The sequence below is a fragment of the Plantactinospora sp. A48 genome (assembly GCF_055793945.1).
Map to the genome: position 1 here is coordinate 24,589 of NZ_JBTIXF010000060.1, position 13,892 is coordinate 38,480.

The window sequence follows — 13,892 nt, forward strand, 5'->3', positions numbered from 1 at the left end:
GGGTGACTTCGGACCGATGAGACCGACCGTCATCGCTTCAGCAGCCCGGTGGCGACGTCCCACAGGTGGGCGGCATTGTCGGCGTCCACGGCCCAGGCGGCGACGCCCTTGCCGAACATCTCCGGCGGCTCGGTGAGGGTGGGCGACTCGTTGCAGTCCTCGAAGTAGCGCCCGCCGACGCCGTCGAGCAGCGGAGAGGCGGCCAGCAGGACCGAGGTGGCCGCGCCCTGCGGCGGGGTCTTGCGCAGGTGGTCCGGCGTGCGCAGGCCGCCGGTGTGCTTCTGGAGTCCGGTGGCGATCGCGCCCGGGTTCAGCGCGTTGGCCACGATGCCGTCGGCGCTCCACCGGCGCGTGGCCTCGACGGCGAGGAGTACGTCGCCGGTTTTCGACTGGCCGTACGCGGTCCAGCGGTCGTATTCACGGTGGGTGTAGTCGATGTCGTCATAGGCGATGTCGGACATGAAGTGGGCGTTGGACGAGAGCGCCACAATCCGGGCACCGTCGGCCGCGGCCAGGGCGTCGTGCAGGCCCAGGGTCAGTGCGAAGTGGCCGAGATAGTTGGTGCCGAACTGAAGTTCGTGGCCCTGGGCGGTGGTCTGCCGGTCCGGCACGGCCATGATTCCGGCGTTGTTGACCAGGATGTGCAGCGGGCCCGACCAGGCCCGGATGAACGTGTCGACCGAGTCGAGGTCGGCCAGGTCGAGCGCGGCGGCCTGGACGCTTCCGGGCAGTTCGCCGGCCAGCCGGCGGGCCGCGGCCACGTCCCGGGTCGCGATGGTGACCTCGGCGCCGGCCGCGGCCAGGGCGCGCGTCGTCTCCCGGCCGATGCCGGTGGCGCCGCCGGTCACCACGGCGCGTCTGTCGGTGAGGTCGACACCGGCCAGAACCTCGCTGGCGGTGCTGGTGAACCCGAAGGGCGTGGTGATCAGATCTGCCATGTCAACGACGGTACGGCGACCCGGAGTGACGTGCCTGGGGTTGTCACTCATAGGGACCACCCTCTCAGGGGCTTGAGCGGACCGAATCGCGCAACGTGGCCAGCTTCGCCTCCGACTCGCTGCCGGGCACGGCGTGGTGGATGACGAGGAACTGGGCGTCGGTGCCGGTGACGTACAGCTTCTCGTACATCAGTTCGAGTTCGCCCAGGGTCGGGTGACGCAGCGTCCGGGCACCGCCGGTGGTCTCCTTGACGTCCTGGCGGTCCCAGACGGCCCGGAAGTCGTCGTTGGTGGCGCGGAGCTCACCGACCAGCGCCTGGAGGCGCTCGGATCCGCCGTCGGCGCCCACTACCAGGCGGGCGTTGGCGACGACCTCGGCGACCACGGTGTCCCACTGGGGGTACATCGCGCGGACGGCCGGGTCGGTGAACGCGGCCCGCAGCAGGTTCACCCCGATGCGCTGACTGGGAAAGAGGGCCTCGGCGAGCGGGTTGGCGGCCAGGACGTCCAGGTATTTGCCGTGCACGAAGGCGGGTACCTCGCGCAGCCCCTGCACCAGCAGACCGATGCCGTTGGGCACCTGCTGCGGGTCGGCGTCGAGGACGGCGCTCCGCGCACGGCCGGCGAGTTTGCGGAGGTAGCGGGCGCCGTCCTCGTCCAGTTGCAGGGCCCGGGCCAGGGCGTCCACGACCTGCGGCGAAGGGCTGTCGTTGCGGCCCTGCTCGAGGCGTACGTAATAGTCGGGACTGATCGCGGCCAGCTTGGCCACCTCTTCGCGGCGCAGCCCGCGGACCCGCCGCAGCTTGCCGTCACGTTCGACCGGGCGCACGACGGCACGTCGTGCGCGAAGGAACTCGCCCAGGGGCGTCGGCTGTGGCACGCGCTCCAAGCTACCGAAAGCGGGAGGTCGCGTTGCCCACGACGGCGGGCGAAGTCCCGGGACGACCGGGCCGAAGGTCCCGGGCAGGTCGGGGGTTTGTGCCCTAACCGGGGCACCACCGATCGCGGACGCTGTACGCAGCTCAAAGGTTCACATCCGCGCCGCACACCCCCGCCAAGGAGCACCCCATGAAGCGCCGCACCCTCGACATCCTGTTCAGCATCGGCGGCCTCGGGATCGCCGTCCTCCTGCTGGTCGTCGGGATCGTCCTGACCACGAACGCCAACTTCGCGAACAACTACGTACACGACCAGCTCGGTCAGCAGAACATCACCTTCACCCCCGCGGCCCAGCTCAGCGACGAGGAGAAGCAGTCCGCCTGCCTGGTGACGTACGCCGGCCAGAAGATGACCACCGGCAAGCAGGCCGAGTGCTACGCCAACGAGTACATCGGGCTGCACCTCAAGTCGATCGCCGGTGGTCAGACGTACGCGGACCTGGGCAAGCCGCAGAGCCAGCTCAAGGCCCAGGTGGCGCAGGCCGAGCAGGCCAAGGCCCCGAACCTGCCCGACCTGCAGAAGCAACTCGCCGACGTGACCGCTCAGCGGGAGACCGTCTTCAAGGGCGAGACGCTGCGCGGGCTGCTGCTCACCTCGTACGGTTTCAGCGAGTTCGGGGTGAAGGCCCGGCAGGGCGCGCTGGCCATGTATCTGGGTGCCGCGCTGATGCTGCTGCTGTCGATCGCCGGCCTGGCGCACGGGCTGCGCACCCCGGCGAGCGCCACCTTCGCCGCGCCGGAGCCCACCGCCGGCCGCCCGGAGACCGAGCCGACCGCCGGCAGGCGGCCCGAGCCGGCCAGCGGCAAGGGTCCGGCCAACGACCAGGGAAAGGCGCCGGTCACCGTCTGACCGCTGGTTCAACCCGTACCCCCGGCCCCGGCGATTCGTCGGAGCCGGGGGTACGGCCGTGCGCGCCGTCCGGGCGTACCGATGGAAGATGCGCCGTTTCCTCGGTGGCGCCGGTCGGGTTGTACCGGACGTGAAGCCGAACGAACGCCACCTTCCGGGACTGCCGCGATGAGCCGCGCGGAACTGCCGGGGCCGGGCTGGCGGGTCCGGTGGGCCCGGCAGGAGAACCGGCGTCGGCTGCGGGACTACCACGAGACGGTGGCGGCCTGGCGCCGCCGGGACGAGGAGCTGCGCGGGTTCCGAACGGCCGCCGACGACCTCCGGGAGACAGCCGACCGGGCCGGGTTGGCCATCGCCCTCGATCCGGACGAGCTGGTCCTCGCCGTGGCCCCGGCCGCCCGGTTGGTGGCGGTACGGGCCCGGCACGCAGCCGGCACGCCCGGTGCGGAGCCGGTACCGGCACCGGTCGCGGCGGGCCCGCTCAACGGTCGGCCGCCGTACGGGCTGCGGACCGTGGACGGTGGACTGGCCGTGGTGACGAACCGGCGGCTCGTCCTGTCCGGCCGCTCAGCCGAGCGGGAATGGTCGTACCGGGACCTGGTCGGGCTCGGGCACCACCCGACGGCGCCGCTGACCCTGCTCTACCGGCGCGGCCGGCGCAGCCTGACCGGACTCCAGCTCGGGTCGACCGGCTCCGCCTGGTTCCGGTTCGCGCTGACCATGGCCTACGCGACCGAGAACGGGCGCCGGGCCGCGGTGTTGGCCCGGCTGGACGAACTGATCGACGCGCACCGGGCGGCCCGGCCCGCCCGGCCGGCCATCGCGGCGGCCTCCGCGGCGCCCCGCCAGGCGCTGCTGCCGGAGGGGGCGCTGGCCGTCACCGGCGCCCTCGCCGTGGCGATGCTGGCGGCGGCCGGCACGCTGCTGTGGATCGACGGGGCGAGCCGGCGACCGGTGGCGGCCCCCGAACGCGCGGTGCCACCCGGGCCGGTGGTGTTGGACGATCCGGTGGCGTCGCGTTCGTCCGGGCCGGCCCACCCACCGGGCCCGACGGGATCGGCGCGGCCGGCGGCGGCCCGGGCGACGCGGGCGACCCACCCCTGTCCCGTCGACCCGCCGCCGGCCCGCCGCCGGTCGACGGCCGGCCCGTCGACCCCGGCCACCCCGGACGACGACCAGCCGGTCTCGCCGCCCCCCGCCCCGGTGCCGTTGTGCGGGGCGCCGGCCAATCCTTACGGCTACACCTTCTGCGGGGGCGCGTACGTGACCGCGCCGGTGCCGGGGGTGTGTGACTACTTCGTCTGCGTCGAGGACTTCTGGCCCGGGACCGGCTATCTGGTCCAGTGCGTCGACGACATGATCAGCCGGGAGGGCGGCCTGATCCTCGCCTGCGCGACGCACGGTGGCGTCCGCCGAGCCGTGTACGTGTGAGAACCCCCGACGACGATCGGGCCGCCACCCGGGAGTTCCCCAGGTGGCGGCCCATCCGTGATCGTGGTGGTCAGTCGATGTCGGTCATGGTGTTCCAGCCTTCGCCGATCTGGCTGCGGGCGGTGTTGTAGGTGTTCATTCCGGTGCCGCCGGTGTGGGGGTAGAGCCAGAGGTCGCCGGTGGTGTCGCGGCTGATGATGTCGGTTCGGTTGTCGCCGTTGAGGTCGCCGAAGGTGATGGCGGTCATGGTGTTCCAGCCTTCGCCGATTTGGCTGCGGGTGCCGAAGGTGGAGGTGCCGGTGGCGCCGGTGTTGGGGTAGAGCCACTGGTCGCCGGTGGTGTCGCGGCTGATGATGTCGGGTTTGCCGTCGCCGTTGATGTCGGCGAGGTTGATGGCGGTCATGCCGTTCCAGCCGGTGCCGATTTTGCTGGCGGTGCCGAAGGTGTAGTCGCCGGTTGCGCCGGTGTTGGGGTAGAGCATGAGGTCGCCGTTGGTGTTGCGGCCGATGATGTCGGTTTTGCCGTCGGTGTTGATGTCGGCGAAGTTGATGGTGGACATGACGTTCCAGCCCTGGCCGACCTTGGTGGGGGTGCCGAAGGTGGTCGTGCCGGTGCCGCCGGTATTGGGATAGAACATGAGATCGCCGTTGGTGTTGCGGCCGATGATGTCGGGTTTGCCGTCGCTGTTGATGTCGGCGAGGTTGATCGCGGTCATGGTGTTCCAACCGGTGCCGACCTGGACGCGGGTGCCGAAGGTGTAGGCGCCGGTCGCGCCGGTGTTGGGATACAGCCAGAGGTTGCCGCTGGTGTCCCGGCTGACCACGTCGGTGCGGCCGTCACCGTTCAGGTCCACCAACGTCCCGGTCAACGTCGACGGTGGCACCGTGCTGTCGACGATCTTGTTGTAGTGGATGCCGCTGAAGTTCGCGGTCAGGTACGACCAGGACATCCGGCTGTGTTCGGTCTTGCGGCCGTAATCGTGTTCGCCGTATGTCCAGATGCCCTGGCTGTGGTCGGCGTCGCTCACGTACTTCTCGAACAGTTCGATGTGACCGTCGGTGAGCACGGCGTCGCCGGCCTTGAGGGAGTTGAGGCTGACATTGCTCTTCCCCGAGTAGGCGGCGAAGTCACCCGTGTTGAAGTCCCAGCCGTCCGACTTCTTGGGCAGGTGCCAGGCCATGGCCACAAAGCCGGAACAGTCCGGACGGTAGCTGTGGCCGTCGCCGTCCGAGATGGCGTCGCTCTGACTCTGGCTGTACCAGGTGTCGCCTCGGTTGAGCCAGTAGACCGAGCGGTCGATCGTTTCCTGCCGGATGATCGATCCACCCACGGTGGACGCCGCCTCCGCGGGCGTGACCAGGGTGGTCACCGCGGCGCCGCCGCCAATCGCGAGGGCGAGTCCCAGACCGAGCGCCAACCGGCCGGTACGACGGAAGTTCTGCATGATGCTGCCTTTCTGCCTGCTGTGGTGGGGCGGTCCGGCGGAGGTTGCCGCCGGCCCGGTGCGTGTCTGTGCCGGTGGGGGCGGTCAGTCGATGTCGGTCATGGTGTTCCAGCCTTCGCCGACCTGGCTGCGGGCGGTGTTGTAGGTGTTCATTCCGGTGCCGCCGGTGTGGGGGTAGAGCCAGAGGTCGCCGGTGGTGTCGCGGCTGATGATGTCGGTTCGGTTGTCGCCGTTGAGGTCGCCGAAGGTGATGGCGGTCATGCCGCTCCAGCCTTCGCCGATCTGGGTTCGGGTGCCGAAGGTGGAGGTGCCGGTGGCGCCGGTGTTGGGGTAGAGCCAGTGGTCGCCGGTGGTGTCGCGGCTGATGATGTCGGGTCGGTTGTCGCCGTTGATGTCGGCGAGGTTGATGGCGGTCATGCCGTTCCAGCCGGTGCCGATTTTGCTGGCGGTGCCGAAGGTGTAGTCGCCGGTTGCGCCGGTGTTGGGGTAGAGCATGAGGTCGCCGGCGCTGTTGCGGCCGATGATGTCGGTTTTGCCGTCGGTGTTGATGTCGGCGAAGTTGATGGTGGACATGACGTTCCAGCCCTGGCCGACCTTGGTGGGGGTGCCGAAGGTGGCCGTGCCGGTGCCGCCCGTGTGGAGGTAGAGCCAGAGGCTTCCGGCCGCGTCTCGGCCGATGATGTCGGGTCGACCGTCGCCGTTGATGTCGGCGAGGTTGATCGCGGTCATGCCGTTCCAACCGGTGCCGACCTGGACGCGGGTGCCGAAGGTGTAGGCGCCGGTCGCGCCGGTGTTGGGATACAGCCAGAGGTTGCCGCTGGTGTCGCGGCTGACCACGTCGGTGCGGCCGTCACCGTTCAGGTCCACCAACGTCCCCGTCAACGTCGCGGCCGTGTTGCCCCCGGCCAGCGCCGCGAGCTGCGCGCGGGTGCCGCGGAAGACATCGGAATCGTGTACCAGCGTGGAGTCGCAGTCCGGGATGTTGTACTGCCAGAACGTCCAGTTGGTGCCCCAGCCCGGTACCGAAGGTGCCGAGCTGTTGCAGCTCGCGATGTCCAGCAGGTAGTGACTGAACGCCGAGCTGCCACCGGTGCAGGGGTTCCACCAGTTGACGTTGGTGTAGATCATCGGAACGACGCCGGTCCGGCTCTCGACCCTGCTCAGGAACGACTGCATCCAGCTGTTCATCGCGGTGGTCGACAGGCCGTAGCAGGCCGGTAGGCCGAGGCTGGAGTAGGGCCACTCCATGTCGAGGAAGGGCGGCAGCGTCTGCCCGTCCCGGGCGAAGGCCATGCCGTCCACGAAGTGGTCAGCCTGGCCGACCGGGTTGCCCAGGTCGGGCCGTCCGAAGGCGTACGCCCCGACGTACAGGCCGGCCGCCTTGGCGTCCCGGTTGTCGGCGGCGAAGTAGGGATTGGTGTACGAGACGCCCTCGGTGGCCTTGACGTACGCGAACTCCATGCTGCCGGACAGGGACGGCCAGTTGAGCGTCCTGCCACCCGAGTGGTCGTGGCTGGACACGTCGATGCCGTTGATCGGGTAGTTGGCCGGCTGCGTCTTTCCGTAGTTCGACGGGGAGCCGGGATCGTTGGGATGACTGACCCCGGCATAGCCGCCGTCGTCCCCCGGAGCTGGTTCGGTGGCCGCGAACGCGGCGGTCGCGGGGGCGAGCGCGAGTGCCGCGACCGCGGCCAGCAGCACTCGGGACAGGTACCTTCGCATGACTTTCCTTCCATCGTGGGTGCGGTAGAAGCTGTTGGTGGACGACCGCCGTCAGGGGGTCGCGCCGGCCGGTCGGGGCCGGCGGGCCTGGGTCGTACCGGCCGCCGTCAGGGCGCGGTGAGCGGGCCGACCGTGAGCTGGCCGTGGGCGCAGACCGGTCCGGCGGCGAATGGGACATTCAGCTGGGTGTGCTGGCCGGGCGCGAAGACGGCGAGCTGCACGGCCGATGGCTGGCACGGTCCGGCGGCCGGCTCGTCGGTCGCGGCCCGGGTGCTCCAGCGCAGCGTCGACCAAGCGGTGCTCCCGGGCTCAAGTCGGACGAGCCGGGGGACGCCGTCGGGCACGCTGTACGTCGAGATCGGGTCGTCGCCCCGACCCAGGAGCTGGAACTCGGGGAACCCCTTGACCGAGCAGGCGGTCCGGGACTGATTCCGTAAGCCGATCCGGCCCGTCCGTTGGTGGTCGGCGTCGGTGCTCACCTCAAGTTCGGCGGTCAGCGCCGTACCCGGGCAGGGGCGCGGGGTTCCGGATGCGGGTGGAGTGCCCGTCGTCGCGCCGTGCCGGTCCGACCCGGAGTCGACGACCCGGGACCCGGACGGCGCCGAACTGGTCGACCCCGCTGGGCTGGTGCTGACCGGCACCCCGTCGGCGGACGCCGGTCGGACCGGATCGACCATCGTCGGACCGGTCCGGCCGACGGTGAGTGGTGGGGTGGTTGGCTGGCGTGCCGCCTGTGACGTCCCGACCATCAGGACGACGGCCACCGCCCCGACGAGAACGGCCGATCCGGCGGTGACAAGCGTTCGACGCTTCAGTCGCATGATTCTCCCCCTTGGAAAATGCCCGACGGAGGTGCCGGGGATCTGTCGGAGCGGTGCGGTCAAGATTGCGCGGAACGATTCAGGAACCGATCCGCCAGCTTGAAAATCTGGAGCAGATCCGGCTTGCGACCCGCCATGCCACGGTGTCCGCCTCGGACTGGCTGGTGGACTGGACGAAGATGGTGGCGGTGAAAGTGCTGCTCCCGGAGTCGGTCAAAATATGGACGTGCTGTACGCCTTCTCCCGGGAGTGCGTGTTCGAACACCAGTGAGCGGAGTGTCGTCGTCAACGGCGTGGACGGCGGCGGTTCCGGTGAGCCCTCATCCGCTACGAGGGTCACCGAGCTCATGTACACCGTGCGGGTCGTCAGTCGGAAGGCCATATTGTCGAAACGCTCGTCAGCCCCATTCGGCACCTCCCAGTTGGACCAGCAGTTCCCAGCAGAAACAGAAACCCGCCACTTCGGATGCGCGGGCAGGCAGCATCGATTTGCACATGGTGAGACACCCCCGTGTCTTTCTTGCGGAACAATTCCGCTCCCCCTCGTTCGGGAGGAGCATTTCCCTGCTGAAATGACGTTCTCAGGTCGGGCGCCGGAAGTCACGAGTCCGGAGGTGGGAGCAAGCTGCCTGGAAGGTTGTTCCCAGCGTCAGCGGCTTTGGCGGTGACCGATGGGGTTGCCGGTGCGTCGCCCGGCGGAAGACAATGGGCCGGGATCTCGAACGGGGGTCAACGGGGTGCTGGAGTCGTTGGGCATTACGGCCGTAGCCGATGCCGTGTACAGATCGATGCTGGATCATCGCGAGTGGGGCGTCGCCGAGATCAGCGCGAACCTCGGGGTGCCGGAGATGAAGGTCCGGGCGGCCCTGGACGAACTCGCCGAGCGGCGGTTGCTACGTACCTCCGGCCAGGACGATCAGCTGCGGCCGGTGAGCCCGGCCGTCGGCCTGGCGATGCTGGTCGCCCAGGCCGAGGCCGAGATGCAGGCCCGGCGCGAGCAGATCGAGAGCGCCCGCGCGGTGGTTGCGGCGATTGTCGCCGAGCACGAGGCATCGCACGACCGCGATCTCCTCGTCCGGCTCGAAGGGATCGACGCCGTCCGTGACCGGCTGGCCGAGTTGGCCGCCGCGGCGACCGTCGAGTGCCTGTCCTTCAACCCGAACACCGCGCAGACCTCCGACGCCAAGGCGGCCAGTCGGGGGCTCAACGGCGACCTGCTGGCCCGTGGGGTGGCGATCCGCTGTGTCTACCAGGACAGCTTCCGCAACCATCCGCTGATGCTGGAGTACGCCCAGTGGCTGACCGGGCTGGGCGGTCAGGCGCGTACCGCGCCGTCGGTGCCGATGATGATGGTCGTGTTCGACCGACGCACCGCGCTGCTGCCACTGGACCCCGAGGAGAGCCACAAGGGAGCGTTGGCGATCAGCAGTCCAGGGATCGTCGCGGCCGTCTGCGCGCTCTTCGAGCAGGTCTGGTGCACCGCCACCCCGATCGGACAGGCGATGGTTCCCGCCGACACCGGTCTCAGCCCGGGCCAGCGGGAGCTGCTCGAACTCCTGGCGGCCGGCCACACCGACGAGTCCGCATCCCGCAAGCTCGGGGTGTCGCTGACCACCGTGCGGCGGATGATGGCCGCCCTGATGGACCGGTTGAACGCGCGGAGCCGGTTCCAGGCCGGGGTCCGGGCCACCGAACGCGGTTGGTTGCGCGGTACCGCGCAGTGAACAGACGGCCGTGGCCGGGCCGCCACCCGGGAACCTTCCGGGGGTGGCCCGGCCTCCTGCTCCGCGTTGGCCTGCTCGCGACCGCCCTGGCCGTGGCCTCCGGTCAGCCGCGGCCCGTCCGCAGGGTCAGCTCGCCGGGTCCGCCGCCGAACCGGCGTCGAGGCCGTGCTCGGCGATGTCGTTGGCGACGTCCAGACCGAGCCGGACCCCGCCGATGTTCTGGGTCAGATCGATCCGGTCGTTGTCGTCGGTCGCGAACGCGTCGAACGACCAGTGAACGCCCAGGAAGACCCGGCTGCGGCCGATCTCGTCGATCATCTGCCACAACCCGTCGGGGAACCGCCGTACCAGCCGGGGCCGGACCGTACCGGCGTTGTCGACGCTGACCCCGTTCAACTCCTCCGAGCCGAAACTCAGCCCGTCGGCCAGATCGTCGGGGCCCAGTTCGTCCCGGCCGTAGAAGCGCCGCACGGTCTGGAACGCCGCCGCCCCGAAGGTGGCGTGCCCGGACGGGTACGACGGGAAGTTCGGGGTCTTGTTCTTCTGGCCGACGCTGTTGGTGCTCGGCGCCCCCAACGGCAGCCAACCGATGTCGGTGCCCGGGTCCAGGGTTTCGCCCGGCTCACCGGCCGGCCCCAGCGAGGTGTCGTGCTCCCGGATCCCAGCCACCGGACGCCACAGATCGAAGGTGTACTTGTCGGCCCAGCAGAGGATCCCGGCGTCCGCCATGGCCGCGTTCACCAGGGCGAACAGGCGGGCGTTCCGGGCCACGCCGTTGCCCTGGGCCGCTACCACCCGGCGGATGATCTGGTTGAACAGTCGCGGCGGCGTGCCGAGACCCTTCGCCCCGTCGTACGCCCAGAACAGGCCGATTCCGGTCTCCGTCGGCGTCCGGCGGATGGCGTTGTCCGGCAGCGTTCCGGTCAGGTTCGGCGCGATGCCCTTGGCCCGGACCTGCCGGAGCGCCCGCCGGTACGCCCGGTCGCCCGGTCGCGGCGGCTCGTCCAGGTGGTGCCGGGTGGTGACCGCGAAGCAACGTGACCGTGTGCCGTAGAACGGCGCGTAGAAGCCCTGGTTGGGGTTGTCCGGGTCCGGGCGGTGGTGCTGCGGTGCGACCGACGGGGCGTATCCGTCGTCACCGAGTGGTGGGTCGGTGCGGCGCAGCGCCAGCAACTCGGCCGCGACCCGCTGCCCGAAGGCGTGGCTCACCGCGTCGTTCTTCCCGGCGACCAGGCCGGCCGCCAGGTGCCGGGCCTCGAAGAACGGCTTCTGCGCCGGGTAGAGGGCGCTGAGCGTCGACCTGGCGGCGGCCGCGATCGCCAGCGCCGGATCGGCGTCCGCCGGGGCCGCCGGGAGCCGGTCACCCAGGTACGGGGTGTAGCCGCCGACGATGCCGAAATAGGCGTCGTGCATCGCCAGGTGAACGATGGCCAGGGCTCGGGACGCGCCCGCCGGTCCCTGCGCGCCGGCCTCCCGCTGGTCGCCCGTGGTGTGCGTGGTGCGGTCCGCCTCAAGGGCGACGTCGTTCCAGTACAGGATCGGATCCACTTCTTCTCCCCGTGATTGTTTCCGGTTTCCGGTGGCATTCCCGACCGTTGTCCCGCCGTTTCTGCCGCCGTTTCTGCCGCTCCCGGCCATGCCCGGTCGATGTACTCCCCGCCGCGGATCATTCCGGCCCCGACGGGCAGAGGCGTCCACTGTGGATCGGCCGGGAGTGGGTTTCCCACTCCCGGTTCAACCTGATGGACGGCTCAGTGAGGGGCTCATCCATAGTTGCCGCGGATCTTTTCGAGCGTCAAGGAAAAACGCGAGAAAACGCGATTACTGTCGGGAGTTGGCTTTTTGGCTCCGCGCCGCAACCGATCTCGTGATCTGCAACTTCCAGCCGTTACGACGTGACCCGCGGGTGCGTGCGGAGCCTCGGCCGAGGGTTGGCCTCCGGATCATCGGCAACCGCGCTGCGTGCGGAGCCTCGGTCAAGCGGCGGTCCGGAGCAATCGCCGCTCGGCGGCGGTCAACCCGCGGACCACGACTGCCGCCGGCCCTCCGGTGGGTCGGCGCGGCAGCCGTCCGGTGCCTCGGCGTGGGGGCCGTCCATGTCTCGGCGCGGTGGCCGGCGTCGGTGCACGGTCGGTCAGTACATCAGCGTCTTGCTATGTTAGCGCTCACACGGTAACTTGTCGGGTGCGGGAATGAGGGCAGCACCAGGGGATTCCGCCGGGTCCGCGCCCGGTGAGAACGTTCGCAACCGCCGGCCGACGGGCAACTATGGGCAGCCCCGTCGGAACCCACGGTCGCCGACGCCCGCCGGTGCGCGGTCACCGGCCCCGGTCGGCGATCCGAATCGGTACGGGAGTCGCGGCGAACACCTCGCCGGTAAACGGCCGGGCGCCCCGAGCCACTGAGCCACTGAGCGGCTGCCATCCACCGCCGTGACCCCCACCTGACCCCCCGGGCGTACCCGCGCCGTCCGGGGGAGTCGGCGGGTCCGCGTCCAGGAATTCAGAAATTCGCCCCCGGTATTCGAAGCGGCAGAAGGAAGTGCTTGATGCCAAGACGTTACAGATCCGCCCTCGGGCCCATCGCGGCCGCGGTGCTGCTCACCGTGGCCGCGGTCGCCACCACACTGGGCGGTGGCCTGGGTGGGACGGCGCCGGCCGCCGCGGCGGCCACCGCCGGATGCGGCAAGGCGCCGACGCTGGCCAGCGGCTCACACACGATCACCAGCGGCGGTACGAATCGCAGCTACATCCTGCGGGTGCCGGCCAACTACGACAACAACCACCCGTACCGGTTGGTCTTCGGATTCCACTGGAACGGCGGCACCGCCAACGATGTCGACTCGGGTGGAACCGACGGCTACAACTGGTCCTACTACGGACTGCGGCGACTGGCCGACAACGCGGGCAACGGCACGATCTTCGTGGCGCCGCAGGGCATCGGCAACGGCTGGGCCAACAGCGGCGGTCGGGACCTGACGTTCGTCGACGACATGCTCCGGCAGCTCGAAGCCGGCCTGTGCGTCGAGACCAGTCAGATCTTCTCCTCGGGCTTCAGCTACGGCGGCGCCATGTCGTACGCCCTCGCCTGCGCCCGACCGACCGTCTTCCGGGCGGTGGCGGTCTACTCCGGGGCGAACCTCAGCGGATGCAGCCCCGGCACCCAGCCGGTGGCGTACATCGGGCTGCACGGTATCCGGGACAACGTCCTGAACATCTCGCTCGGCCGAGGGCTGCGGGACACCTTCGTCCGGAACAACGGCTGCACCCCGCAGAACCCGCCGGAGCCCGCGCAGGGCAGCCTCACGCACATCGTCACCGCCTACTCCGGCTGTCGGGCCGGGTACCCGGTGGTGTGGGCCGCCTTCGACGGAGCGGGCCACGACCCGGGCCCGCGGGACGGGTGTACCTGTGACGGCTGGCAGACCTGGACCTCGGGCGTCGTCTGGAACTTCCTGACGCAGTTCGGCAGCAGCACGCCGCCGACGACCGCCCCGCCGACCACGGCCCCGCCGACCACCGCTCCGCCCACCACCGCTCCGCCCACCACGGCACCCCCGACGACCGCTCCGCCGACCACCCCGCCGCCGGGTGACGACGCCTGCCGGGTCAGCGCCAACGTCAACGCCTGGAACACCGGCCTGACCGAGGACATCACCGTCACCAACACCAGCGGCTCGGCGCTCAACGGCTGGTCCCTGGTCTTCACCCTGCCGGGCGGCCAGAGCATCACGTCGGGCTGGAACGCCACGTATTCCCCCAGTTCCGGACAGGTGACCGCCCGCAACGTCTCCTACAACGGCACCATCGCCGCCGGAGCGTCCGTGAGCATCGGCTTCCAGGCCAACCACACCGGCAACACCGCCAAGCCGGCCGGGTTCACCCTGAACGGCGCGGCCTGCACCATCGCCTGACCGATCCACCCCCACGGACCGGGGGGGGGGGGGGGACGGGGGGGGAGCCCCACGGTGGTGTTGGGGGGGTGGGTGGGGGGGGACACATCCCCCCCCCCATTCCAAACAACC

Annotated in this window: 10 protein-coding genes; 4 read left to right on the forward strand and 6 right to left on the reverse strand. The window is 70.2% G+C overall.

Annotation, left to right across the window (positions count from 1 at the left end):
- Positions 1–29: 29 nt before the first annotated feature.
- Together ACXN5W_RS24440 and ACXN5W_RS24445 are read right to left on the reverse strand one after the other, a co-directional pair.
- Positions 30–938, reverse strand: a complete 909-nt coding sequence (locus tag ACXN5W_RS24440; protein ID WP_473160703.1) for an SDR family NAD(P)-dependent oxidoreductase — start codon at positions 936–938, stop codon at positions 30–32.
- 64 nt (positions 939–1,002) lie between these two features.
- A complete protein-coding gene (locus tag ACXN5W_RS24445; protein WP_473160704.1) occupies positions 1,003–1,818 on the reverse strand; it encodes a helix-turn-helix transcriptional regulator in 816 nt (271 codons plus the stop codon).
- Between the two features lie 188 nt (positions 1,819–2,006).
- On the opposite strand from ACXN5W_RS24445, the gene ACXN5W_RS24450 reads away from it, so the two are divergent.
- Entirely contained in the window at positions 2,007–2,726 is a 720-nt protein-coding gene (locus ACXN5W_RS24450; protein ID WP_473160705.1) for a hypothetical protein, read from the forward strand.
- A gap of 168 nt (positions 2,727–2,894) precedes the next feature.
- Positions 2,895–4,157, forward strand: coding sequence for a hypothetical protein (locus tag ACXN5W_RS24455; RefSeq protein WP_473160706.1), 1,263 nt, complete (start codon positions 2,895–2,897; stop codon positions 4,155–4,157).
- A 70-nt stretch (positions 4,158–4,227) separates the two neighbouring features.
- Here ACXN5W_RS24455 and ACXN5W_RS24460 read toward each other — a convergent pair whose 3' ends face one another.
- The 3 genes from ACXN5W_RS24460 to ACXN5W_RS24470 form a co-directional block, all read right to left on the reverse strand.
- A complete protein-coding gene (locus ACXN5W_RS24460; protein WP_473160707.1) occupies positions 4,228–5,601 on the reverse strand; it encodes an FG-GAP repeat domain-containing protein in 1,374 nt (457 codons plus the stop codon).
- Between the two features lie 84 nt (positions 5,602–5,685).
- Positions 5,686–7,323, reverse strand: coding sequence for an FG-GAP-like repeat-containing protein (locus ACXN5W_RS24465; RefSeq protein ID WP_473160708.1), 1,638 nt, complete (start codon positions 7,321–7,323; stop codon positions 5,686–5,688).
- A gap of 107 nt (positions 7,324–7,430) precedes the next feature.
- Positions 7,431–8,144, reverse strand: coding sequence for a DUF4232 domain-containing protein (locus ACXN5W_RS24470; RefSeq protein ID WP_473160709.1), 714 nt, complete (start codon positions 8,142–8,144; stop codon positions 7,431–7,433).
- Positions 8,145–8,932: 788 nt separating this feature from the next.
- Between ACXN5W_RS24470 and ACXN5W_RS24475 the strand changes: the two genes are divergently transcribed.
- Positions 8,933–9,868 (forward strand): helix-turn-helix transcriptional regulator, encoded by a 936-nt coding sequence (locus ACXN5W_RS24475; RefSeq protein WP_473160710.1) that lies wholly within the window; start codon positions 8,933–8,935, stop codon positions 9,866–9,868.
- Between the two features lie 126 nt (positions 9,869–9,994).
- Here ACXN5W_RS24475 and ACXN5W_RS24480 read toward each other — a convergent pair whose 3' ends face one another.
- Positions 9,995–11,416: a vanadium-dependent haloperoxidase gene (locus tag ACXN5W_RS24480; RefSeq protein WP_473160711.1), complete on the reverse strand. Its 1,422-nt coding sequence runs from the start codon at positions 11,414–11,416 to the stop codon at positions 9,995–9,997.
- Positions 11,417–12,416: 1,000 nt separating this feature from the next.
- Between ACXN5W_RS24480 and ACXN5W_RS24485 the strand changes: the two genes are divergently transcribed.
- Positions 12,417–13,781 carry a CE1 family esterase gene (locus tag ACXN5W_RS24485; RefSeq protein ID WP_473160712.1) on the forward strand — a complete coding sequence of 455 codons (1,365 nt, stop codon included), beginning with the start codon at positions 12,417–12,419 and terminating at the stop codon, positions 13,779–13,781.
- Positions 13,782–13,892 lie beyond the last annotated feature (111 nt).

What these genes read in the sequence shown, in the direction of transcription:
- ACXN5W_RS24440 (WP_473160703.1), bottom strand. Translation starts at nt 938, where the DNA reads ATGGCAGATCTGATCACCACGCCCTTCGGGTTCACCAGCACCGCCAGC.
- ACXN5W_RS24450 (WP_473160705.1), top strand. Translation starts at nt 2,007, where the DNA reads ATGAAGCGCCGCACCCTCGACATCCTGTTCAGCATCGGCGGCCTCGGG.
- ACXN5W_RS24455 (WP_473160706.1), top strand. Translation starts at nt 2,895, where the DNA reads ATGAGCCGCGCGGAACTGCCGGGGCCGGGCTGGCGGGTCCGGTGGGCC.
- ACXN5W_RS24460 (WP_473160707.1), bottom strand. Translation starts at nt 5,601, where the DNA reads ATGCAGAACTTCCGTCGTACCGGCCGGTTGGCGCTCGGTCTGGGACTC.
- ACXN5W_RS24465 (WP_473160708.1), bottom strand. Translation starts at nt 7,323, where the DNA reads ATGCGAAGGTACCTGTCCCGAGTGCTGCTGGCCGCGGTCGCGGCACTC.
- ACXN5W_RS24470 (WP_473160709.1), bottom strand. Translation starts at nt 8,144, where the DNA reads ATGCGACTGAAGCGTCGAACGCTTGTCACCGCCGGATCGGCCGTTCTC.
- ACXN5W_RS24475 (WP_473160710.1), top strand. Translation starts at nt 8,933, where the DNA reads ATGCTGGATCATCGCGAGTGGGGCGTCGCCGAGATCAGCGCGAACCTC.
- ACXN5W_RS24485 (WP_473160712.1), top strand. Translation starts at nt 12,417, where the DNA reads ATGCCAAGACGTTACAGATCCGCCCTCGGGCCCATCGCGGCCGCGGTG.